This is a genomic window from Salmonella sp. SAL04162 (assembly GCF_046551535.1).
Taxonomy (GTDB): domain Bacteria; phylum Pseudomonadota; class Gammaproteobacteria; order Enterobacterales; family Enterobacteriaceae; genus Salmonella; species Salmonella enterica.
This window is the reverse complement of record NZ_JBGDVX010000001.1, coordinates 763351-786248: the sequence shown is the minus strand read 5'-3', so window position 1 is coordinate 786248 and position 22898 is coordinate 763351. Positions and strand designations below refer to the sequence as shown.

At 48.1% G+C, this 22898-nt stretch carries 17 protein-coding genes and 2 pseudogenes; 8 read left to right on the top strand and 11 right to left on the bottom strand.

Annotated elements, in window-relative coordinates; all coding sequences use genetic code 11:
• The 3 genes and pseudogenes from ACLJRH_RS04100 to ACLJRH_RS04090 form a co-directional block, all read left to right on the top strand.
• Positions 1-843 (top strand): annotated as a pseudogene (locus tag ACLJRH_RS04100) (hypothetical protein); the annotation flags it as partial.
• 8 nt (positions 844-851) lie between these two features.
• Positions 852-2072, top strand: a complete 1221-nt coding sequence (locus ACLJRH_RS04095; RefSeq protein WP_410958005.1) for a type II secretion system protein GspD — start codon at positions 852-854, stop codon at positions 2070-2072.
• A 114-nt stretch (positions 2073-2186) separates the two neighbouring features.
• Entirely contained in the window at positions 2187-2387 is a 201-nt protein-coding gene (locus tag ACLJRH_RS04090; RefSeq protein ID WP_410958004.1) for a hypothetical protein, read from the top strand.
• 643 nt (positions 2388-3030) lie between these two features.
• Here ACLJRH_RS04090 and ACLJRH_RS04085 read toward each other — a convergent pair.
• The 6 genes from ACLJRH_RS04085 to ACLJRH_RS04060 all read right to left on the bottom strand — a co-directional run bounded on the left by ACLJRH_RS04085 (position 3031) and on the right by ACLJRH_RS04060 (position 8653).
• On the bottom strand, positions 3031-3837 hold the full coding sequence (locus tag ACLJRH_RS04085; protein WP_165473012.1) for a SecC motif-containing protein: 807 nt from the start codon (positions 3835-3837) through the stop codon (positions 3031-3033).
• Positions 3838-3845: 8 nt separating this feature from the next.
• A complete protein-coding gene (locus ACLJRH_RS04080) occupies positions 3846-4286 on the bottom strand; it encodes a hypothetical protein (RefSeq protein WP_059509659.1) in 441 nt (146 codons plus the stop codon).
• A 231-nt stretch (positions 4287-4517) separates the two neighbouring features.
• Positions 4518-5879: an FRG domain-containing protein gene (locus tag ACLJRH_RS04075; RefSeq protein ID WP_059509657.1), complete on the bottom strand. Its 1362-nt coding sequence runs from the start codon at positions 5877-5879 to the stop codon at positions 4518-4520.
• A gap of 13 nt (positions 5880-5892) precedes the next feature.
• The gene (locus tag ACLJRH_RS04070; RefSeq protein ID WP_059509655.1) at positions 5893-6696 is read right to left on the bottom strand and encodes a tetratricopeptide repeat protein; all 804 of its coding nucleotides are present in this window, start codon (positions 6694-6696) and stop codon (positions 5893-5895) included.
• 60 nt (positions 6697-6756) lie between these two features.
• A complete protein-coding gene (locus ACLJRH_RS04065) occupies positions 6757-8103 on the bottom strand; it encodes an ISNCY family transposase (RefSeq protein WP_080400673.1) in 1347 nt (448 codons plus the stop codon).
• Between the two features lie 346 nt (positions 8104-8449).
• A complete protein-coding gene (locus tag ACLJRH_RS04060; RefSeq protein WP_001276024.1) occupies positions 8450-8653 on the bottom strand; it encodes a DUF29 family protein in 204 nt (67 codons plus the stop codon).
• Between the two features lie 401 nt (positions 8654-9054).
• On the opposite strand from ACLJRH_RS04060, the gene ACLJRH_RS04055 reads away from it, so the two are divergent.
• Together ACLJRH_RS04055 and ACLJRH_RS04050 are read left to right on the top strand one after the other, a co-directional pair.
• Complete coding sequence (locus ACLJRH_RS04055) at positions 9055-9963, top strand: LysR family transcriptional regulator (protein ID WP_001176637.1); 909 nt, start codon at positions 9055-9057, stop codon at positions 9961-9963.
• 173 nt (positions 9964-10136) lie between these two features.
• Entirely contained in the window at positions 10137-11117 is a 981-nt protein-coding gene (locus tag ACLJRH_RS04050) for an NAD(P)H-dependent flavin oxidoreductase (protein WP_000876799.1), read from the top strand.
• Positions 11118-11362: 245 nt separating this feature from the next.
• On the opposite strand, the pseudogene ACLJRH_RS04045 reads toward ACLJRH_RS04050, so the two are convergent.
• Positions 11363-11490 (bottom strand): annotated as a pseudogene (locus ACLJRH_RS04045) (hypothetical protein); the annotation flags it as partial.
• Between the two features lie 89 nt (positions 11491-11579).
• Here ACLJRH_RS04045 and ACLJRH_RS04040 point away from each other — a divergent pair.
• From ACLJRH_RS04040 to ACLJRH_RS04030, 3 genes are all read left to right on the top strand, one after another.
• Complete coding sequence (locus ACLJRH_RS04040; protein ID WP_000201082.1) at positions 11580-12587, top strand: LacI family DNA-binding transcriptional regulator; 1008 nt, start codon at positions 11580-11582, stop codon at positions 12585-12587.
• A 143-nt stretch (positions 12588-12730) separates the two neighbouring features.
• On the top strand, positions 12731-14182 hold the full coding sequence (gene nhaC, locus ACLJRH_RS04035) for a Na+/H+ antiporter NhaC (protein WP_001276630.1): 1452 nt from the start codon (positions 12731-12733) through the stop codon (positions 14180-14182).
• 12 nt (positions 14183-14194) lie between these two features.
• Entirely contained in the window at positions 14195-15397 is a 1203-nt protein-coding gene (locus tag ACLJRH_RS04030; RefSeq protein WP_001527716.1) for a MalY/PatB family protein, read from the top strand.
• 113 nt (positions 15398-15510) lie between these two features.
• On the opposite strand, the gene glgX is transcribed toward ACLJRH_RS04030, so the two are convergent.
• The 4 genes from glgX to ACLJRH_RS04010 all read right to left on the bottom strand — a co-directional run bounded on the left by glgX (position 15511) and on the right by ACLJRH_RS04010 (position 22866).
• Positions 15511-17586, bottom strand: coding sequence for a glycogen debranching protein GlgX (glgX, locus tag ACLJRH_RS04025; protein WP_000210589.1), 2076 nt, complete (start codon positions 17584-17586; stop codon positions 15511-15513).
• Positions 17587-17642: 56 nt separating this feature from the next.
• On the bottom strand, positions 17643-20171 hold the full coding sequence (treY, locus tag ACLJRH_RS04020) for a malto-oligosyltrehalose synthase (RefSeq protein WP_023136882.1): 2529 nt from the start codon (positions 20169-20171) through the stop codon (positions 17643-17645).
• Positions 20168-21952 (bottom strand): malto-oligosyltrehalose trehalohydrolase, encoded by a 1785-nt coding sequence (gene treZ, locus ACLJRH_RS04015; RefSeq protein WP_023136883.1) that lies wholly within the window; start codon positions 21950-21952, stop codon positions 20168-20170. Before treZ ends, treY begins: the two co-directional genes overlap by 4 nt.
• Positions 21953-22080: 128 nt before the next feature.
• Complete coding sequence (locus tag ACLJRH_RS04010; protein WP_000698596.1) at positions 22081-22866, bottom strand: OBAP family protein; 786 nt, start codon at positions 22864-22866, stop codon at positions 22081-22083.
• Positions 22867-22898 lie beyond the last annotated feature (32 nt).

The following is a 22898-nucleotide window of genomic DNA, read 5'->3' as shown; positions in this document are numbered from 1 at the left end:
GTTCAGGCGCGTATTTTTCATAAAAGTCAGTCGCTGAGTGAAAAACCTGAAAATTTTTATACCATCATGGCTAAAGAATATTATGATTTTTATGATACTGATTTTATGTTTGTTGATGGTACTGAGTTTATTAACAATAAAGAAATTGATATGCGTGCCTGGTATACGCTGCTTCCCGGTAAATATCTTTCATCACCTTTATCAGACTGGACTAACTGGCATGAGGGCAGGGATATGGGCGTAAATTCTCATTCTGATGTTGTTGAGGTGGTGTCTGTTTCTTCTGATACAGATGTAAAAGTTAATTCTCAGTCTGAAAAGCCTGTAAAACCTGAAAAGCCTGTAAAGGATGAAAAGCTTAAAAAGAAATCACGCTTTGGCTTTAAGTCTGTTTTTAAACTCTCATTCTTTATTATTCTGGGTTATATTTCATACCAGTTTATTACGCATTATGTTTTTAAACCTGATGAAAAACCTGTTAATACTTCGGGTTATAAAACTGTGGTTGTTGATGAAAACGGCCAGCCTGTTAACGTTAATGTACAGACCGTTCCCGCACCGCCTCCTGAGCCTGTTATTTCTTCACGGTGGCGTTTAACAGGGTATTTAAAGCGTTCTGATAATGAGGGCTATTTTATTCTTCGTGATACTGTCGGAAATATTCGTTATTTTCGTTCTGACAGTCCGTATGACGGGCAGTTTACGCAAATCACAGTTGATAATGAAATAGTGACATTTTATTCCGGTGCTTCAGCGGCTGCGCCTTCGCTCCCTTTGACGCCTGATTTGTCGGGTGCTGTCGGTGGTACGCTTAAAGGTTCCGTTTCTTCCATATTAAATTAGGGGCATATATGAAATTATCTAACAGGTTAACTTTATTTTTTCTTTTTGCTTCTTTTCATCAGGCTTATGCAAAGGGTACTGATTTTGAGGTTACAGCTATGCCGTTGCCTGATGCGGTGGGTGTGTTATGGAATCAGGTATTAAAGAAGCCTTTTATGTTATCACCTGAACTTACGCTTGATACCCGTAAATTAACGTTGCACATACAGCCTGATAATGATGAACGTGAATTTATTATTCGGTATCTCGATAATATGCATATTCGTGTTTCAACGAAAAAGGGGATTGATTATTTATATCCTTATCAGGTTATTCCATCTCCACCCCGTTTCTATACGTTTACCTATACGCCTAAGTTTCGTGATGTGGCGTATCTGGCGTCTGTACTGGGGTCGTCATTTACTCAGAACGGGACTACGCCTGTCAGTTCTTCCGCGCCTGGTACGTCTGCGGCTGTGATGCCTGACAGTACTGAACAACCTTTTATGTCCACGACTGGCGACACGTTCGTATATCGTGGTACGAAACGTAATATTGACCAGATACGGGCGCTTTTGCCTGAAATTGATGTCAGGGCAGACCAGATAGACGTTACGGCCTATGTTTTTGAGGTGTCTACTGACGAGCGCAACGGTTCTGGTCTTCAACTGGCGGCTAAACTGCTTAACAGTCATTTTAGCGTTAATATTGGATCGCGTTCAGGTTATGGGAACTTCCTCCAGTTCTCCAGCGGGTCGCTCGATGCACTGTATGAAATCTTTCGTACTGACAATCGTTTTTCACTTGTGACGGGGGCGCATTCCAGGGTGATATCTGGTGCCAATACCAGTCTTGCGGGTGGTGCCAGTGTGCCTACGTTAGGTTCTGTTAGCTACGAAAACGGGACGCCTGTACAGTCTGTCGAATACCGTAATACAGGTGTAACGTTGCAGGTTAAGCCTGTTATTACTGAAAATATTATAACCATGAGTATTAATGAACAACTGAGTGATTATGCTGAAACAACTACGGGCGTGAATAACAGTCCTACATTTACTAACAGGCAGATTATTACCAACGTTAATATGAAAGATGGTGATATTATCGTGTTATCTGGTTTGACGCAAAGCAAGGATAATACGACTAAAACAGGGTTATCATTTTTACCTAAATCATGGTCTCAGAAATCTAATCAAAAACAGGGTATGGATTTACTTATAGTTCTTCAGGCCAAAAAGGTTAGGGGGTGATATATGCAAAAGGTTTTTACTCGTAAATAAGGATTATTTCTTGGGTATTTTGCTGTTACTGTATTAATTATTACTTTTCTTTTTACTGTTTTTTATCTGAATATGAGGTGATATATGGACGGTGATGATGTTTTTGTCTGGCCTGATGGCTCTATGGTTTATCGTCATGAATATAATGATTTAACAGACCGCTGGCGTGGTGATGATTTTGAAATCTTGTATGTAGGTACGATTGAATACAAAGATTTCTTTGATTTTTGGCCTGAAGATGATGAGGGCGGGCCTGATGAGGAATACTGGCCTGATAGTGATTAAGGGGATGCGATGACGTTTGTAACGGTCTTGCTTGTTTTCTGTCTGGTGTGGGTGCTTTATTATTTGTGGCGACACTTTCTTTAGAAGGTTATGAAACAGCCTGGCTAAATGCCGGGCTTTTTTGTGTCTGTCGTCCGGCTGCGTGATGAACTGGAGAGGTATTTACATAATGTGGCATGTAGCATTATGCTGCATCTGCGTGAATGTCTCCAGTGGGTGGCGTTCGTCGGGGTCGTCGGCCGATGGCTCTGGCCGTTACGTGAAAATTTCACGTAACGGGTGGAAGCATTACGTAAAAAGTCACGTAACAAGTGATGCCCGGTCATCAATATACTGGTGTCCGGGTATCATAATCTTGTGCCGGCACTGGCGGTTATCGATAACCCCGGATTGCCTGATTTCGTGGCCCGTCGCACTTGTCAATGCAGTTTTAAAATGTCACCTCTTTCTGCAAGATAGAAAGGGCACTTTCAGCCTATGTCATTTTCATCAACACATATTAATGTGACTGCTGCGTTATCCCACTAAACCAATTCATAAAACAAAAGTTAAATATGTATGACTGGAATAATACGCATAACTAAATAATCTTAATGAGAAGACATCCGTATCAACGGGACCTTCAATCATTGCATTTCTGGTTCTAAATGGGTTCTATATCCAACGGAAGTGGAAACCAAATGTCTATCTGTTTGTAATAAATACCATTACGTGACAGACAACAATCTGCATATTTTTTGAAAGAATATCCACATGGACAAATATTTTCTGGTGATAATACTCCGTCATGTTCTTTCGCCTTATATTTCCAAGTTGAAATATTGAAAATTTGATGTGGGGATTGTATATACTTGACAACATTAATTAAAGTTGAATAGTTATAATTATCACCATCACTAGAGAAAAAAACGCTATATTTGTTAACGGGATTACTAACTACGTCATAAGAAATTAATTCAAAATCGGTCACTTCATCAAAGCAAAGAACTCCATTGTAAAGTTTGTTTTTAACATGACCGCAATCATTAATAAAACCACGAGTTGTATTACATACTGAGCATTTCACTTCTTTTATTATTTCACGAGAACTACCGAAGAGTTTATATGGGAATAAAGCCTGCCAATTACATACCATTCTGGCTAAGAAGTTAACACCATACAAATTAATTTCAGGCAGATACTCATTATTTTCTTTGATGTGTATTAAATCTATTTCTATTCTTTCAAGTTCTACCCACGCTTCATAAAAATCACCTTTTGTTAGTAGATTAATAACTTGAATGTATTTTAAATGAGCCTGTAGAATTGTTTTGTATAAAAACAATCTGTTTGACTCATTATTTAAACTCAAGGATTGAGACTTTATTAACTCGGCATTAAGATAATCAAGAATAGCACCATCTTCTTGAGTAATACTCATCCAGCCCTTTAATTTTCCGTGAATATCCATATGTAATCTTATTTAATTTTATTAATTACTTTTAAAACATCTTCTACTTTGCCAGAAACAGTGTATTTTACATGCTTCCCAGATTTAGCTTTTTTAATTATAGAGACTTGAACGTCTATATCTCTAGTCCCAAAGTTATCAATTTTCTTCTGAATATAATTTGAAATAAGATTTACTAAAAAAGGTACCATTATTGATGTGGCAAAAAATGTACCTAACGTTAACGTTATACTGTTTAATTGCAGGTACGAAACACCATTGGGGTCTCCGTACACTTTAACATTAGAATGTGAGTGCTTGGTGAACTGGAAAAAATCCAGTGCATTACCTCCAGTTATTTTTGAGCTATCAAAAACGATCGCAATCTCATCATCTTGAGGTTCATATGAAGAAATTATTTTTACTTCTTCAGATTCATCACTCATTTCACTCAAAGTAATGGGGTTCATTCTCAATTCCTTGTTTTATATTTTTACATTCAAATTATACTTAACGACTGGGCGATTTTTTGCTTCATTCCTTTTCCTGCTCATCTTGTTTTACCTGAGAAAGTCTCAGTACTGTCACGAGCCGTTTGTAGTTATCGACAACCAGCCTCTGTCCGACACACATCAGGCCTGGCATCCAAGGGATCAATGCCCGATACCGGCAGGTTAGTGTGCCAAAAATACCCATGAAGATCAATCTCCTGCGGAAAATTGGGCCGCAATTAGTTTCATTGTCCTTTCCATACCCTGATAGACAGTCGCATCTGTAATGTTTAGCCTTGCGAGTTCCTTCAGGATTCTAGCTTTGTTTCTGATCACTATCTTTTCGACTTTAAACTCTTGCATAGCATCATCAGGGTTTGATACTAAATCGGGATAAACAGCATTATTCCCGAACAATAAGAATGCACCTGACTGAGATGACATTCTTTCATTGTTATTTCGTCCTTTAACAAAGATTAACCTTTCCAAATCTGTTGGTATAATTACATCTTTAAAATAAGGTTTTTCATCCTTAATGTAATGTATGAGTTTTTGACAAGCTTCAATTTTGTTGAAAGCATCCCTGTCCATTTTGCAATCCAGCTGATCTTTCAGTGTTTGGCTAAGCATTGATATATTTGAGATGCAACTTACTGTATCAGAGTCAAAAAACTTTATACGTTCTCTTTTTGTTTTGAAAATAATCACATGCCCATTAATATCATTATCTGGTTCATTATTATTAATATCACAACAAGCAAAATAGAGTGCGATAAGAGGATTTGATGTTATATCCAACAAGCGAGTTGGTAGTCCGTAATGTTGCATTCTTACTAACTTGTCCAGCATTGTTTTGTCGTCAACAAACTCAGCTGGCCTTGCTGTTAGGGCTTCACGGACTAAGCTTGATTCATTGTGTAAATGCTTAAAGTTACCTTTTTTGTTTTTCCTGAAAACAGATGGCGCCAACTCATAAGACACATCAGAATGTCCGCGATAAAAGATCTCTTCATCTTCTTTATGTTCTTGTTCTAAAACACACGCCATGAAACTTTGAACATTATCAATTATTGGGTAATTATCGATTTCATCGGGAAGTGCTTCGGCAGGAGGGAGTGGCATGCTTCTTGTTGTTATATTTAGAAGGGCTAGCGTTTGATTTAAATCGCGAGCCTTTATTCCCCAGTGAGTACGTTTCAATCCATATGAACCTAATTCTAAAACTGTTTGATATAACTCTTTGTCTATCACGACCACATCATCTTGTGAATGAGTGATTTGGAAATAAAACTCAACGTTTTTGTTAACCGTTCGTAGATTTGATATAACACCAAGCCGAAGAGTTATGTACTCAACACCATTTCTGGAATAAAGCTCTGACATGAATAACGTAGGTAATTTCTCAATATAAGATAGTGCCTTGTCATTCAAAGGGGTTAACTTCAGTCGGATGTCCTCAGAGGTGCCTTCTAACATGCGGGAGATTGGGAAGTCACAACTACCATTAACCTTTTCATACATGGGCCAATGTTCAAAATAGTCAGGTTCTCCGCCCATAATTAGATTAAACATTAAAAATTAATCCTTATATTAAATTAGATGAGTGTTTGACAATCCATTCAATTGCACCAGGGGTGCGAATCCAGGATTTTAAATTATTATTCACGTAATATATGGCTTCATCCATTTCACCTAACGTAATGTATCCACTGTTAGACTTGGGCTGTAATCTGCACTTCGATAACAAGCCGGGGATGTGTCTATTAGAATCAATCGCAGCTTTAGCGATATCATTGGCATCTGGGGATGACTGCCGGTAGGCGAGGAGGGCGCGTGTATACTGAAGAAACGGGCGCATATCCCCAGGATAATCGTCCAGTAGCAAGGCCAGATCATCCACCATTTCAAGCCCAAGGTAATAGTTCGCTAATAAATGACGAATCCCCTGGTTATCGTTCGGGTTGAGCTTCAGCATTTCGCGGCAGTGAGCCATAGCCGGATAAAAATTACCTGACTCCCATAAGGCCTCAGCCAAAGCTGCTTTTGCTCTCATATATGGACGTGTTTCGACAAATCCCCAGAAACGTCCTGCGAACTCCTGAAAATCCTCGCCAAGAGCAATGCTGGCTGCGTACAAAGCCGTCTCCAGATTCCCGATTTTTGACTCAGGAGGTTCTTGAGATAACTCGCAGTAGAATGAGTATGCGTCAGCACAGAGCGGGGATTTCTTGATAGCTTTTCTGATGAGTTTCAGCACAACGTCCAGGTCATCAGTTTCCCAGGCATCGAACATGAACTCCTGAGCCGCAGCCAGATCCAGATGTAATTGCTCAGAACTGACAGCATTTTTATACAAATCAACGCGCTTTTTAGTCGGGAATTTAATCATCTCAAGTATCCTTTTGGGTGCTCACCGTTACTCGGTACTTTGCAGCACTGATGGTCGATTCTACCGCTTTGAACTTGCGACAAACAAGCTCGGGTCTGCCAGAACGGGATTGATAGCCCGGAGCTGTTCCTGGACACGCACCTGAGCCTTACGGCTTGGCGATTTTTTGCTTCGTTCCCGTTTTCCTTCGCTTTCCCGCTCATCCTGTTTTACCTGAGCCAGTCTGAGTACTGTCCCGAGCCGTTTGTTATCGACAATCTGCCCCTGATCGACACAGGCCAGCTTATCGAATGCCTGACACTCAAGGCTCCGATGTCCGTAGTGGAAGGCGAGGGTGCCATCGGGATAATCCAGCACTTTAATTTTCTCACCGGCAAGGCGGCTGTTTTCTTCTGTTGGGTCCATGAGATAAAGGATCTTATCGTACTGGAATGTCAGTGATTTCGACACGGTACGAACATCATGCCAGGCAAAGATATCTCTTAACTCATCGGGGTTCTCCTGCACTAGACGATGCAAATCTTTAGGGAACCTGGCCGGTCGTGAAAATCTGCGGTTAAAGCCAGCGATGAAAGTGGCAAGCCAGGCATTCGCGGCCTCAATGCCGGTAATACCTTCCAGACGCATTTCTTTGATTAGCCGATCCTGAAGAGTCTGATTCGCACGTTCCACGCGGCCTTTAGCTTCAGAGCTGTTGGCACAAATAAGCTCGATTGCCAGGTCATAGAGCACACGTCCGAACTGGGTAACGGTGGTATTGCGGTTCTCCGGACCACTGACGCGAAATATTGCGTGTTTGTCACTGTACAGCGATACCGGCTTCCCATGCTGCTCAATGTATTCCCGGGTTGCCAGCATGTAATCAAAGGCTGTTTCTGACTCGCTGAACCGCAAATGCATCAGGCGGCCGGTGGCATCATCGATAAATACAAGCAGGCAGCATTTTGGCGCACGACCTTCAAACCAGTCATGATGGGAGCCGTCTATCTGGATCAGTTCACCCAGACAATCACGACGATGTCGGGGTTGATAAACCCGTGACTTGCGACGAGCATGCGGGACCCAGAGTCCGTCAGACGTCATCCAGTTGCGTACGGTTTCGATTGAAAGCCGGATACCATGGCGCTCCCTGAGTTTTTCTGCGGCCAGTGTGGGTCCAAAGTCACTGTAGTTTTCACGTATCAGCGTGAGCACGCGTAGTTTGAGAGATTCGGTCAACCGACGGTTGCTGGGCTGGCCGCGTTTGCGGCTAACAAGTCCTTCAGCACCAGAAACCCGGTAACGATTGATAAGCCGTTGCGCCTGACGTTCTGAGATGCCAAGCTGTGACGCTGCATCGCGACGGCGTAGGCGCTTCTCACAAACAGCCTGTATAACTGGCAAGCGATGAATCTCTTTATCTGACATGGTCACCAACATCCGTTGAGTCCCTTAGAATTGTATTCAGTTTAGCTTACTCTAAGGTGACGTTTCTATCTAGATAAAAAGTGACATTACTAAATGGTTCTAACAGCACTGGTGCGCATAATGTATATTATGTTAAATGCACCAGAACATTTAAAAGACATGTTAAGGCGGCTGGATTCGTGCATGTCAAAAAACTTCTGGCCTATAAGTTTGATCCCTTCCCTGCCGTGACGCTGAGCGAATTCTGTTGATTTGCACCCGCTATCCTGCACACGATTTCACGCAGCACACGCCGCTCAGGCATAAAAAAACCGGCTATTGTGTTCGGTTCGTCATTGTCAGTGTGTCAGTCCAGGATGAAATCGTCGCACAGCGTATCAGCGAGCGCCCACGGCATTTCAGACGGAAAACTCTTTTCATCAAGGCCTGTTTCACGCGCTGCAGATAACACGGCATCGCCGTAGGACTCAACAGCCATTTCCGACAGTTCCCGTTTTAATAACGGGCTTTTTTCCAGACGACGGGCAATTTTCCTGCGCTGCGCTGACATGGGCTAAAAAATTAATGGGAACCTCATTTCACGAGGTTTGATTATTCACTGTCTGCCAATGTCTTGCATTCACACTCGCCACCTACACTGGCGGCGGTCAAACATAATCGGCTCGTATTTTAGCGTCGCGCCTGGCATGACCTGCACATGCGTAACCGTATCGCCTGGCCTGTTTGTTTTTGTATACGACGCCGCCGAACATCCAAAAAGGTTGCGAAGAATTGGTAGCGATTTTACAAATGACATGTCTTACCTCAACCACCCGGTAAAAGTCATGTATCGATAGCAGTATGTTACTCCAGATAAAACAATCAGCTCACAAAGGGATATGTTCCAGCAGACAGGAATGTTATAAGGAGCTTCCCCCTTCGACACAAATAATGGTTGAGGACTGAGAACAGATGCAGCTGAATATGCTGGAAGCCATGAATATTTATGTCAATGTGGTAGAGCAAGGGAGCTTTATCCGCGCGGCGGAGGTGCTTGAGCTGCACCGCCCTGCTGTTACCCGCGCCGTTCAGAATCTGGAACATGATCTGGGCGTTAAGCTCCTGCATCGTACAACACGACAGGTCAGTATGACGGATGAAGGGGAAGAGTTTTACCAGCGTTGCCTGTCGCTCTTAAGTGAGCTGGACGACGTCCGGCGATTATTTTCCCGCACGCAACCGCCGAAAGGTCGCCTGCGCCTTGACGTCCCTATTACACTCGCCCGGGCAGTCATCATTCCGGCTCTTGGAGATTTTCAGAACCGATACCCGGATATTGAGATTGTACTTGGTACGTCCGATCGCAAGATTGATTTGATTGCCGAGCGTGTGGACTGCGTCATCCGACTTGGTGAGCTTAATGACTCCAGTTTTGTTGCCAGACGTCTGGGAACGGCAGCCATGGTGACCTGTGCTGCGCCATCTTATCTTGCGAAGCATGGCACGCCGCACTCTATCGATGAGCTGATGACGTCCCACCGGGCTGTAAATTTTTTCAGTAATCACAGCCTGCAGATAATGGAGTGGAAATTCACGGTTGATGGCAGTATTGCGTCAATAAAAGTACCCTCCAGCATCCTGGTAGACAATTCAGAAGCGTTTCTTTCATGTGGGCTGGCGGGGTTGGGGATTCTACACGGATTGCGTCCGTCGCTTGCACCCTTTATTGCCAGTGGAGAGCTGACAGAGATCCTCACTGATTTCCCGCCCCCGCCAAAACCGGTTTCACTGCTTTACCCGGATCGTCGGTATCTGGCACCTAAAGTTCGTGTATTCATCGACTGGCTGTGCGAGGTTTTTGGTCCGGATGCACATCTCTGATAACGCTCTTTCGTGCATATCCGACCTGGCTATTGTTACTTTATCAGTAATTCTGTTTTAAAGATTGGATGGTTTTTCGTAACAATAAAGAGGCTTAAGATCTTCTTCAGATTAATTAACTACCACAGTCGCCTAAAAGGCTGGCTGAAAATTTGTTCGAAGGAGATTACGTCATGAAGTACAACCGTATCTGCCAGATTCTGGGTATCGAAAAACCTGTTATACAAGGCCCATTGTCCTGGCTTACCGATGCAAGACTGGTTGCAGCCGTAAGCAACGCCGGTGGTTTGGGTGTGCTTGGCCCAAATGCGGGCTTAACAGCGGAAACTGCTGTATCAACGCCTGATGAAACAGCAGAAAAAATGCGTGAAGAAATTCGTAAAACCAAAAAACTTACCGAAAAACCATTCGGGGTGAACCTTATTCCAACCCCTGAAAACGACATCTGGACTCCGCCTATCCTACAGGTAATAAAGGAAGAGGGAGTAAAAGCTGTTGTTTATACCGGTTACGGAGAAGGAGCTATTATCACTTCGCTGTTTAATGAACTAAAAGCGTCGGGTATTGCAATTATTTACCGCGATATTAATCCGACACCTGAAAATACACGTTTAGCGGAAAAAGCCGGCGCCGACATTATTGTTGCAACAGGTTTTGATGAAGGTGGCACATTGCCTGGCACCGCGCTTGGCACCTTTTCGATCGTGCCGCTGATTGCGGACTCGGTGAAGAGTGTTCCCGTCATGGCTGCAGGCGGGATTACCGATAGTCGTACCGCCCGTGCTGCCCATGCGCTGGGAGCAGAGGGTGTCTTTGCTGGTTCGGTGTTTATTGGGACAGAAGAAAGCCGTGTGCCGCAGTCAGTAAAGGATAAAATCATTAATGCTAACGGCCTGGATTTGCTGCTTTTCCGTACCCTGCCAGATTACTACCGCTCACTTCCTGGCAAGCTGGCTGACAAGCTCGTGTCGATGGATAAAGCTGGTGCAAGCAATGAAGAACTGGCCCAGACGATGGGAGGTTTACGCGGGTTGCGTATCGGCATGCTGGAAGGTAATACAGATGAAGGATACATTGCGCTGGGCACGGGCATCGGAAATATCCGCAGCATCAAGAGCGTAGCTGAGGTCGTGAACGAGCTGGCCATTTGTTAAGGGCAGAACACTGCAAAAATAATCGAACTTTGCGAAACGGCCTGGCGCGCAGCGGCCCTCTGACACAAGATGTGGTAGTGTTTTCAGACATTGAAACGCCATAGGCTGTATTCCTCCCCTACCCTGTGACTACCGGCTCACCACCGGACAAGCCGCTGTGCTTATCAGCAAAGCCGAATTTCTTCCGGCATGACACTGAGGGGAGTACAGCCCAGTGACACGGTCAGGCGGGTATAGTATTCGGTAATTCCCGTTGCTGCTGAAAGTAATGTCAGTTGCGGCATGGCAAGAGAAGCTATACCTAACGTGGCTGTTCCTGCAAAAATTAATCCGGATGAGATCTTTTTTTCTTTGAGTTCTTAATGGCTAATTCAGGCTGCGCCGCAGTGATTGCACTGATTTCTACATAACATGATAATCAATGGCTTTGATACCCTTTAAACGAACAAATATGAGCTCAACATGGCGACAATAAAGGATGTTGCATCCATGGCCGGTGTATCAACCGCGACGGTATCACGCGTCATTAACCAGACCGCGTGGGTTGAACCCGTCACGCGCGAACGTGTAGAGAAAGCCATGCGCGATCTCAATTATCGCCGGAATGCCGCCGCTATCGCGCTGGCGAAACGTAGCGGCGATATGCTCGGATTGTTAACCGGCAATCTGGCCGATCCTTTTTTTGCCCGCCTTGCTCGCGGCGTAGAAGATGTTTCTCGTAAGCAGCAGTATCGCTTGATGGTATGTAGCGGCGGCCACGACGAAGAAATGGAAAAAGCGGGACTGGATTTTCTGGTTAATCAAGGCTGTGAGGCTATTGTTGTACATGCCAGCCGATTACCGGATAAAGAGCTGCTGCGCTACGCAGCCCACTTTCCAGCGCTGGTTGTTGTTAATCGTTATATCGCCGGTATGGCCAACCGGTGTATCTGGCTGGAAAATCGCAGCGCCGCCAGGGAAGCGACCCGATATCTCCTGGCGAACGGGCATCGGCGCATTGCCTGTGTGACATCTGACTTGCCAATTATCGATCGTCAGGAACGCCTTGATGGTTACCGTCAGGCGCTGGAAGAATATGGTATTTCTCCAGACCCTCGCTGGGTGATTAGCGTTCCGTTTAACGAAGAAGGCGGCGAGCGGGCCGCGCATCAACTTATCAATAGCGGGCTTCCCCTTACGGCTGCGGTCACGTTTAACGATGTGATGGCCGCTGGCATTATGCGTATTCTTCATCAACGCGGCGTTCAGCTTCCGCAACAGCTCTCTATTGTCGGCTTTGATGATGTGGTGCTGGCCCGGTATCTTTATCCGGCGTTAACAACAATGCATTATCCGGTCGAACAAATGGCGCGTTGTGCCGCGCAACTGGCGATACAGTTATACCAGGGCATTACGCCGCCGCCCAGCAGCAATCATTTCAATGCCGAACTGGTGATCCGCGATTCTGTCGCGCCCTATTTTTCACGATGAATGCGTCGTCAACAGTAAAAACTGTGATGACTATCAAATTAACCCTTCTCATGTAATCGGTTACATGGACGAAAGTAATGGATCACAGTAGTGAGAAGCGTATCCCCCTACCCTTGAGCTACCTTACTGACCGGAGCTCCATTATGAGTGCATCACAAAACAAGAAGAAAACGCTGTCATTGGGTTTAGCGCTAATCCCAGTCATCTCCATGTTGTTATTGTTGATTATCGGTTACGGCATCATGGGGCTACGTATCGAACCGCTCCTTCTGTGCTCTGCGGCGGTAGCGGCAGGCATTGCATGGTGGCAAGGATACTGTTGGGAAGACATCATCAACTCAGTGGTGGATAAGCTGGCTAAAGCAATGCCGGTTATCATGATCCTGATCTGCGTGGGCGGTTTGATTGGCACCTGGATGTTTAGTGGCACCATTCCCTACATGGTGTACTGGGGGCTAAAACTCATAAGCCCGGAATATATTTTGATTGCAGCCTTCTTTTTAACCAGCGTGGTCTCCGTCTGTACCGGTACATCGTGGGGGTCCGCAGGGACGGTTGGCGTTGCGTTAATGGGGGTTGCCGCCGGGCTGGACGTGTCTCTTGCAGCAGCAGCTGGCGCCGTCGTTTCTGGCGCTTATTTCGGCGACAAAATCTCACCGTTGTCCGACTCGACTAACTTTGCCGCGATTGTCGCAGACACTACTCTGTTTGAGCATATTCAGCATTTACTTTGGACGACCCTGCCAAGTTTCCTGCTTGCCGCCGTGGTTTATCTTATCGCCGGACACAGTAATATGCTGGGCGAGGTGGCCACGCCGCAGCGCGTTACGGACATCATCCACTCGCTGGAATCGCTATACCATTTTAATATTGTTCTTATTTTGCCGCCGGTGATCGTACTGTGGGGCGCAATTCGCAAGAAGCCTGTCATCCCATTAATGTTAAGCGCCTGCGTACTTGCCTTATTCCTCGGCGTCATCATGCAGGGACTGAGCATCAAACAGGGACTGGACGCTTTCATTGATGGATTTGATATCGCCATGTTCCCACAAGGCGCTGAAGGTGTCGTGGCCGATGTTCCGCGCCTGCTAAACCGGGGCGGAATGTTCTCGATGATGGGAACAATACTGTTAGTTTTCTGCGCTTTTTCATTTGCCGGAGCGCTAACGTTAACCGGCGCGTTAACGATCATCATTAACCGGCTGCTGACTATTATTCATAGCGTTGGTCAGCTCATTGCCGCCACTATCGGCACCACAATTTTGGTCACAGGAGCGACCAGCGACGGTAAACTGGCATTGTTAGTTCCCGCCGAACTGTTTAAAGATGCCTATCGTCGTATGGGGCTGGATACTAAAAACCTTTCACGGACGATAGAAGATGCCGGTACCGTTATCGAACCTCTCCTGCCGTGGACCTCGGCTGGTGTCTACATGGCGACCACGCTGGGCGTTAGCACGCTTGATCTTCTGCCCTGGGCTATCCAGTGCTATGCGGCGATCTTCTTCGCATTAATTTATGGTTTTAGCGGAATTGGTATTGCCAGAACTGCCTCCGCTTCAGAAAAGTCGCCGCAAGCGTCAGTGACGAAATAATAAGGAAACAAGATGGATTTTAACCAGATTATCAATCGCAACAATACTGGTTCGGTAAAGTGGGATTTTATTGAGCGTCACTTTGGCGACGGCGCTGGAAAACTGCTGCCGATGTGGGTTTCTGATTTCGATTTTGCCTGCCCGCCTGAGGTTCAGGCGGCATTGCATCAGCGAATCGAGCACGGCGTATTTGGCTATAGCGAACGCGATGAGGCCTATTTTAACGCCCTGCTTCACTGGTTTTCATCACGCCACCAGCTCACGTTAAAACAAGAATGGGTATGCAGCGTGGAAGGCGTCGTACCAGGGTTGGCGCTCTTAGTGCAAATGTTGACGCATCCAGGCGACGGCGTAGTGGTACAGGGGCCATACTATGGCTCCTTCGCCAAAATAATCACGCTTAATGGTAGAAAACTGCTGGAGAATCCCCTTAGCGAGTCGCCGGACGACGGTTACCAGATGGATTTTTGCCAACTGGAAAGGCTGTTTCGCCATGAGCGCCCTCCGCTGATGATTTTGTGTAATCCACATAATCCAACCGGGCGTTGCTGGTCGGCCAACGAACTGGAGAAACTGCTTTTATTATGTGAAGCTTATGATGTCACTCTCATCTCGGATGAAATATGGGCCGATCTATTGCTGCCCGGCGAAACCTTTACCTCGGTACTGCATTTAGGGGAGCGCTGGCATAAACGGGTCATCTCCGCCACTGCGGCCAGCAAAACATTTGGCTTATCGTCGTTGCGAATTTCTAATTTTCTCATTCCCGATCCTACGCTTCGCCAGCGTTTTCTGTCTCGTCTGGACGCTCATGGGCTGGACGTCTTTAACGCCCTCTCCGTTCAGGCGGCGACTACCGCATGGAATGAAAGCAGACAGTGGCTGGATTCGCTACTGGATTACCTGGCGGAAAACCGCCGCTGGTTTGTTGAACAGGCGACAGAGCACCTTCCCTGGGCAAGAATTGTCCCGGCGCAGGGAACCTATTTATTATGGATGGATTGTAAAAAACTGGGACTGGATGACGAACAGCTAAAATGGGTAATGGCGGATGTCGCGGGTATTGCTCCTTCAATGGGCAGCGGCTTTGGCCCGGCGGGCAGCGGATTTATCCGTTTAAATCTGGGATGTCCACGTACCTACCTTGAAATGGCAATAGACGGCCTGAAGCGAATATCGGTGAAGACAATCAAAGGAATACCAACAGGCGGATGAATTTTTCGGGCGGTAAACTGACACCGGGGTTATTTCTGCGGCATGATATCGCCTGAGCGCCAGTAAAAAAACCGGCCATCAAGGCCGGTTGGGTCCGGAGCGCGGTTTTACTATCAGGGGCGTCTGAATAACACGATACTGCGCCCGGCCAGATCGAAATCCATTTCTTCGGTAATCCGCATTCCCTGCTGCGCGTTATCGGCAGTCGTCAGTTCAAGTACCCAGCCGCCTTCTCCCCACATCGGAATACGGAACGGTACGCTGCCTTCAAACGGATTGAAAAGCAGTAAGGCGTCATGCCAGATCCCCGCTTCCGGCTGGAGATCGGGACGACTAATGCATACGCCTATGGTCGATCCCTCATCCCATTGTTCGGATTGCTGCGCCCCTCCGCCGGCGTTAAACCAGCGGATCTCCAGACCGTCACGCCAGCTCTCCCGGCGCAGCAACGGTTGCGTGGCGCGCAGTTGAATCAGATGACGGGTAAACTCCCGTAGCGCATTGGCGGTTTCCGGCAAATTATCCCAGTGGACCCACGATATTTCACTGTCCTGACAGTAGCCATTGTTATTGCCCATCTGACTGCGGCCAAACTCATCGCCCGCTAATAACATCGGCGTGCCGTGCGAGAAAAGCAAGGTGGTCAGGAAATTACGTTTCTGTTGCTCGCGTATCGCATTGATGCCTTCGTCGTCGGTTGGCCCTTCTGCGCCATAGTTACAGGAGCGGTTATCATTATGCCCGTCATTATTATCTTCGCCATTGGCTTCATTATGTTTGTCGTTATAAGACACCAGATCGTTCAGCGTGAAGCCGTCATGGGCAGTAATAAAGTTAACGCTTGACCAGGGGCGACGGCCGCGCAAATCATAGAGATCGCCGGAACCCAGCAGGCGTGCGGCGAAATCATTTGTGACGTTGTCACCTTTCCAGTATTCGCGTACCGTATCGCGGTATTTATCATTCCATTCGCCCCACCCTGGTGGAAAGCCGCCAACCTGATAGCCGCCCGGTCCGATATCCCAGGGTTCGCCAATCAGTTTCAGTTTTGCCAGTACCGGGTCTTGCGTTACCGCATCAAAAAAGCCGCCTCTCTGATCAAAGCCTTCCGGCTCACGACCAAGAATGGTGCCCAAATCAAAACGAAAGCCGTCGACATGCATTGACTCCGCCCAATAGCGAAGCGAATCCATCACCATTTGCAGTACCCGTGGATGAGAGGTATTGACGGTATTACCTGTCCCTGTATCGTTAATGTAATAGCGATGCTGATCGGGCATGGTGCGATAGTAAGAGAAGTTATCGATACCTTTAAATGACAGCGTGGGACCAAGCTCATTCCCTTCTGCCGTATGGTTATAGACCACATCCAGTATCACTTCGATGCCGGCATCATGGAAAGCGCGCACCATATCGCGGAATCCCTGAATACCTTTTGGACCATAGTAGCGCGTCGCCGGCGCAAAAAAGCCCAGCGAGTTGTATCCCCAGAAATTTTTCAGTCCTTTATCGAGCAGATGCTGATCGTCCGGGAACCAGTGAACGGGTAAAAGCTCGACGGAGGTAATCCCCAGACTTTTAATGTAATCCACGCTGGCTTTATGCCCCATGCCCTCAAACGTACCGCGTATAGGCTCAGGGATCGCGGAATTAAGCTGGGTAAAGCCTTTTACATGCGTTTCATAAATAATGGCGTTCGACCACGGTATGGAAGGCCGTTGTCTATCCTCCCAATTCGCCTCAGCCGGATCAATCACCCGGCATTTAGGCGTAAATGGCGCGCTATCCTGGTCATCAAAGGTCAAATCTTTATCGTCATGAAGTAATTGATACGCGAAATGCGCATCGTTCCACTGAATATCGCCCACCAGCTCACGGGCATAAGGGTCAATAAGCAGCTTATTGGGGTTAAAACGATGACCATTTTCCGGGTCATAAGGACCGTAAACGCGGTACCCATACAGCGCGCCGGGCTGCAACTTCGGGACATAGCCGTGCCATATTTCGTCGGTATATTCCGGTAACTCCAGACGAGCGATTTCATGCTCCCCGCTCGGATCGTAAAGACAAAGCTCGACGCGTTCCGCATGGGCGGAAAAAATAGCGAAATTCACGCCTTCGCCGTCATAATTCGCGCCAAGCGTATGGCTGTATCCTGATCTGATTTCAAAAGCCCTGTTTGTTGTCATTCTCTTTCTCCACCCACGGTAAACGTTGTCCTGTCACGGCACATCAACACATAAACTCAGTCGCTCATTAAAACCAGTACGCCGCCCTGATGTGAGGCCAACGACAGGCGTTCACCAGGCATTAACCTCTCCTGGGTAAGCACATTGCGATAACGATGCTGATTAAGCTGTCCGGGTATAATAATGTCGGTTCCTGCCCAGAAACCGCTATGCGATTGTGACAATAAGCCGTCACATTCGGCGAACACCAGTCGGGGCGCAACAACAATCAGCGCATCATCATGATTGACTCTGGCGTAAGCGATGACCTTGTCGGCACGCTGACCAATAGCCCGCAGCGGTATATAGTCGCCAAAACGGAAGAGCTCATGATTCTGCTGACGCAGACGCAGTAAGGCGGCGGTGGCATACTGATTCACCTGCCCGTTCAGCCAACTCTCTTCGCACGAGAAAACTCCCGGCGTTAGCTGGTCTAACTGCTGCGCCAGCGTGGCGAAATCCGGTTCGCGGCGGTTGTCGGGATCGACAAGGCTAAAATTCAACGCCTCGCTTCCCTGATAGATATCAGGTACTCCCGGCGCGGTTAATTTGATAACGGTCTGCGTCAGGCTGTTAACCAGCCCTGCGCGGATGAAGGATTGCAAGGAACGATAAAAATCCTGCAAAAATGTCTGATTATCCGGCGCCAGTAAATAACGGGCGTAATCAAGCATTGCCGTTTCGTAAGCCTCATTACTGTCCACCCAATCGGTACGTAGCTTCGCTTCGCGTAGCGCTTTCTCCACAAAGGCTTCAAAGCGTATTTTCAGCGCGTTTAAACCTGTTTCGTCCTGTGGTTGTAGCATCGGGGGCCAGACGCCGGTCAGCGCCTGATATAACATCCACGTATCCGCCGATTTTGGCGCAGTGCCATCATTCAAAAATTTGACATGGGTCTGGTTCATCTGCCGCCAGCGGGCAAGGCATTCGCTCCACTGTTCCGGCGCTTCGGTAAGCGTATACAGCCGTGCTCGCGCATCCTCGCCTCGCTTGGTATCGTGGGTCGACGTACCGGATAACGCGTCAGGCTGTCGCGCCTGTCGGGTTTTCATCTCATGGTGAAAGCGTTCAATGGAGAAGTGATGCGTGACGGGCTCGGCGCCGACTTCATTTAACGCCAGTCCCATGTTTTGACGAAAGAAAAGCGTATCCTCTACCGATTTCGCCATCAGCGGACCGGTGAGTTGTTGGAACCGAACGCGAAACTGTGTCGCCTCCTCCAGGCTGGAGGTGGGAACATCGCCGGTAAGAAGGCGGCTCAGAAATGTAAGCGCTTCTGGCTGCGGAGGGTTTTCAAGCGTCTTTACCCGTTCCACAATACGGTGTAACAGGCAAATATCGGTCGGCGGTAGCCCTTCTGCCGTGCCGTAAGTGCGATATACGGGAAAGGCAATTAATAACTCGCGTAACGCCTGCCGAACGACGCTCTCTTCCTGTGCGATCTGTAGCTCGCTGGCAATCGACAGCGCAAGCGCGAGCAGCCGGGTAAATTCCCCCTCGAAATTGCGATCGACCATCAGCAATTTAGCTGCCCGTAATTCCGCCCGCATATCCACTGGCGCGCCTTTAACGGTCTCGTAAGCCTGGCGCAGATTGTCTATCTGCTCATCGTCAACCAGCACCTCCGCCAGCGAGGCGATGAATTCATAGCCTGTGGTGCCGGAAACCGGCCAGTCATCAGGAAGTTGCTCGCCTTTAGCGAGAATTTTTTCCACGGTGATATAGCACGCCGGCCCCACTTCCTGACGTAAACGCGCAAGATAGGCTTTCGGATCGGCAAGGCCGTCGATATGATCGATACGTAAACCGTCAACCGCCCCCGTTCTGACCAGCTCCAGAATCAGCCGATGTGTATCGTCGAAGACGGTTTTATCTTCCACCCGCATTCCTACCAGCCCTGTGACCTCAAAGAAACGCCGATATGAAAGCGAGCGAGCAGCATCGCGCCAGGACATTAATTTCCACGGCTGGCGCTCATGCAAATCAGCAATAGCGGCTTTATCGGTAAGCGCCAGTATTTCGGCCTCGCGCCCCTGCCATGTCGCCGGCGCAAGCGGATAATAGTTATCATAATAGGCGAACGCGGGTTTACCCGTAGCGGGATCGGGCTTGATCGCAATTTCTCCGTTTTCCAGCACGGCGTCAAACGTGTCGCCTAAAAAAGGCAGCGTCAGTCGGCGCGACCAGTCAATATCGAAATGGCGCGCGTAACGGCTCTCCTTGCCATATTCAAGCACGTCGCGCCACCAGGCGTTTTCTAGCGAGCTGGCCATGTGATTAGGCACAATATCGATGATCAATCCCAGACCTTGCGCTTTAAGTTCAGCCACCAGTCTTTCAAATCCTTCACGCCCGCCAATAGAAGGCTCAATCTCATTCGCATCGGTGACATCATAACCATGCGTTGACGCTTTGGTGGCGGTAAAGATGGGTGAGGCATAAAGATGGCTGATACCCAGATTTTTAAGGTAAGGCACCAGCGCCGCAGCGCGATCGAAGGTCATGCCATTACGAAACTGAAGGCGATACGTTGCAGTTGGGATCATGATGCAGACTCTCCCTGGGCTAAGCGGACAATAAGAGAATGTTGGGAAAGCGACCCGGTGGATTCATTCGGCCAGGCGAAGAGAGTCTTACCCGGTAAATCGGGCAGTAATACCGTCGTGGCGCTAATATTCAGCGCCAGTGACAGTGTTCCTCCCGGAAAACGCCAGCTAACGGCAATAAACCCGGGCGCGGTTTGCAATACCGTTCCTGAGCTCTCACGGGCAGCGGACAACAGCGGTACGATATGCTTCTGGCGCAAAAGCAGTAGTTCGCGGGTAAACGCCAGCCACGCTTTACCCTCTTCACTGTGCTGTTGCTTCCAGTTAAGTTTTGAGCGTTGAAAGGTCTCTGGCGCATTCGGGTCCGGAACATTTTCCCCTGCATGATCGGCAAACTCTTTTGCGCGACCTTCACGAACGGCGCGGGCTAAATCCCCATGGAAATCGGTAAAAAAAAGAAAAGGACGGCTTTCGCCATACTCTTCGCCCATAAAAAGCAGCGGAATATGCGGTGAAAGCAGCAACGTGGCGAGCAATACTTTTGTTCGTTCAGCACCCGCCAGGGTTATCAGTCTGTCGCCCTGGGCGCGGTTACCGACCTGATCGTGATTCTGAATAAAATCCACAAAAGCGACCGGGGGTTGTCCGGTACTTTTTACGCCGCGAGGTTCGCCGGTTTGTGGTGAAATTTCTCCCTGATAAGCGAATCCTTCGGCCAGCGCTCTTGCGAGGTGTTTTTCCGGGGCATCAGCAAAATCGTTGTAGTAGGCCTGGGTCTCTCCGGTCGCAAAAACGTGGACGGCATTATGAAAATCGTCATTCCATTCGGCGGTAAACAGCGGCGCATTGCCATCCTGATCTCGGGGATGCAGAGAAATAATATTGCGGCTATCTTCGGTGGTCAGATGAATGGGTCTGTCGGTAATGTCTTCCCGAATACGTTGTGCGATTTCAACCAGCACATGCCTGGCGCTACTGTCCTCAATCTGATCGATAGCGTCAAAGCGTAAGCCGTCGAGATGGTATTCTGTCAGCCAGTATAACGGCGCCTCGATGATATAGCGCCGCACGGCGTCGACATCATAGGCGATACCATTTCCCCACGGCGTCATGCGCTCTTTGTGGAAAAACGCCGGCGCCAATAGCGGTAAATAATTTCCCTCCGGGCCGAAATGGTTCAGCACAATATCCAGGACGACGGAAAGACCATACCCATGCGCGGCGTCAATAAACGCTTTGAAATCATCCGGCGTCCCATAGGCTGAATGCGGCGCGTAAAGCAGTACGCCGTCATAGCCCCAGCCGCGTTCGCCGCCAAATTGCGCAACGGGCATCACTTCAATAACGGTAACGCCGAGTTCAGCGAGATAAGGCAGCTTCGCTATTGCGGCGCGGAAGGTGCCTTCCGGAGTGAACGTGCCTGTATGCATCTCGTACACCACGGCCTGCTCCCAACGGCTACCTTTCCACCCGGTGTTGCGCCACGCGTAGCTGCCTGGATCAATCACATATGACGGACCGTTGACGTCAGTTTTTTGGGCGCGGGAAGCCGGATCGGGGACCACCATGCCATCGCTGAGTACAAAATTATACTCCGTACCTGGCGTCACCCCGGAGACGTCCAGCGTAAACCAGCCGTCACCGCTCGCCTGCATTTCCTGGTCTTTACCCGCAAGCCTGAGCATAACCTTTTGCTGACCGGTGGCCCAAAGACGAAAGCGGACAACATCAGCGGCGATATATTCAGCCCCCCAGCTTTTGCAAAAAATTTTTGAACTCATTTATCGCTCCGTTTAACCCATAACCTCTACAGCATCCGAAGAACAAGCATAGACTATGGGGCTAATCTTTACGTGACACTGTCACTTAACAGGCGTTCTTTTTCGTATCTGCGTGTAAAAGCGTGGAATTATTGTCGGGATTGCTCAGATGTACCGAAGTGCGCGGTATCGCCTCGCCCGTGTTCGCCAGCGCCCTGAACACGCTGTAGCTGGATAACTTCTCCCTGCTCCCAGGCGTTAGCCCCCTTGATAACGGGATGTTCAGGCAGATCCTGCCGCTCGCGTTTAATGGCCTGGGTATCAATTCCCAGACGGCGATCCCGATCGGCCAGCAGCGCGGGGTCAAGCTGCCCGTCGCCAGTAAAGCCCATCATCAGCGCAGGGATACCCATTGGCAGGGTTTTATCCCGGTCGGTATGCCAGGTGTGCCAGGTCTTGCCATAAGTATTAACAATCTTACTCATCAACGCCTTATCAGCGACCTGCGGTAAGCCAGGCGCCACCAGGCTACCGGATTTCACCTCGTACTGGTGGCTGTGCCACAGTTTTTTCTCCTCGGGAGGAAGCGTTTTAAATAAACGTTCGCTGATAATGTACTCCACCCCCATCAGGCGCGCGTTTTTCGTATTGCCGTCGTAAATCACCGCCTGCATGACATCTTCGTTCAGGACGGTAACGTAATGGTGCGCTTCCATCTGTCCGTTTTTATCACCGCTATAAAAATGGAACCCGTCAAGGTAGGTACTGATGGCATCGACAGGTGGTCTGGATTGAATAGCCGCCGCGCCTGTTTCCAGGGTACGTAATTTGGCAGATGTTTTTTCCCCGGGAATAGGCGTTTGCGGCGGCGTATTATTGGCGCCACATCCGGCCAGAAAAGGAATGATAAAGAGTGCCAGCGGTAAAATTTTCATTAGGTCTCCATATAGTGAAAGGGCTCTAATGA

Coding starts and splice junctions, on each gene's coding strand:
- ACLJRH_RS04070 (WP_059509655.1), bottom strand. CDS start 6,696: ATGATTAAATTCCCGACTAAAAAGCGCGTTGATTTGTATAAAAATGCT.
- ACLJRH_RS04030 (WP_001527716.1), top strand. CDS start 14,195: ATGGATTTTAACCAGATTATCAATCGCAACAATACTGGTTCGGTAAAG.
- ACLJRH_RS04085 (WP_165473012.1), bottom strand. CDS start 3,837: ATGGATATTCACGGAAAATTAAAGGGCTGGATGAGTATTACTCAAGAA.
- ACLJRH_RS04050 (WP_000876799.1), top strand. CDS start 10,137: ATGAAGTACAACCGTATCTGCCAGATTCTGGGTATCGAAAAACCTGTT.
- ACLJRH_RS04010 (WP_000698596.1), bottom strand. CDS start 22,866: ATGAAAATTTTACCGCTGGCACTCTTTATCATTCCTTTTCTGGCCGGA.
- ACLJRH_RS04055 (WP_001176637.1), top strand. CDS start 9,055: ATGCAGCTGAATATGCTGGAAGCCATGAATATTTATGTCAATGTGGTA.
- ACLJRH_RS04080 (WP_059509659.1), bottom strand. CDS start 4,286: ATGAACCCCATTACTTTGAGTGAAATGAGTGATGAATCTGAAGAAGTA.
- ACLJRH_RS04040 (WP_000201082.1), top strand. CDS start 11,580: ATGGCGACAATAAAGGATGTTGCATCCATGGCCGGTGTATCAACCGCG.
- ACLJRH_RS04065 (WP_080400673.1), bottom strand. CDS start 8,103: ATGTCAGATAAAGAGATTCATCGCTTGCCAGTTATACAGGCTGTTTGT.
- ACLJRH_RS04090 (WP_410958004.1), top strand. CDS start 2,187: ATGGACGGTGATGATGTTTTTGTCTGGCCTGATGGCTCTATGGTTTAT.
- glgX (WP_000210589.1), bottom strand. CDS start 17,586: ATGACAACAAACAGGGCTTTTGAAATCAGATCAGGATACAGCCATACG.
- ACLJRH_RS04075 (WP_059509657.1), bottom strand. CDS start 5,879: ATGTTTAATCTAATTATGGGCGGAGAACCTGACTATTTTGAACATTGG.
- nhaC (WP_001276630.1), top strand. CDS start 12,731: ATGAGTGCATCACAAAACAAGAAGAAAACGCTGTCATTGGGTTTAGCG.
- ACLJRH_RS04095 (WP_410958005.1), top strand. CDS start 852: ATGAAATTATCTAACAGGTTAACTTTATTTTTTCTTTTTGCTTCTTTT.
- treY (WP_023136882.1), bottom strand. CDS start 20,171: ATGATCCCAACTGCAACGTATCGCCTTCAGTTTCGTAATGGCATGACC.
- treZ (WP_023136883.1), bottom strand. CDS start 21,952: ATGAGTTCAAAAATTTTTTGCAAAAGCTGGGGGGCTGAATATATCGCC.
- ACLJRH_RS04060 (WP_001276024.1), bottom strand. CDS start 8,653: ATGTCAGCGCAGCGCAGGAAAATTGCCCGTCGTCTGGAAAAAAGCCCG.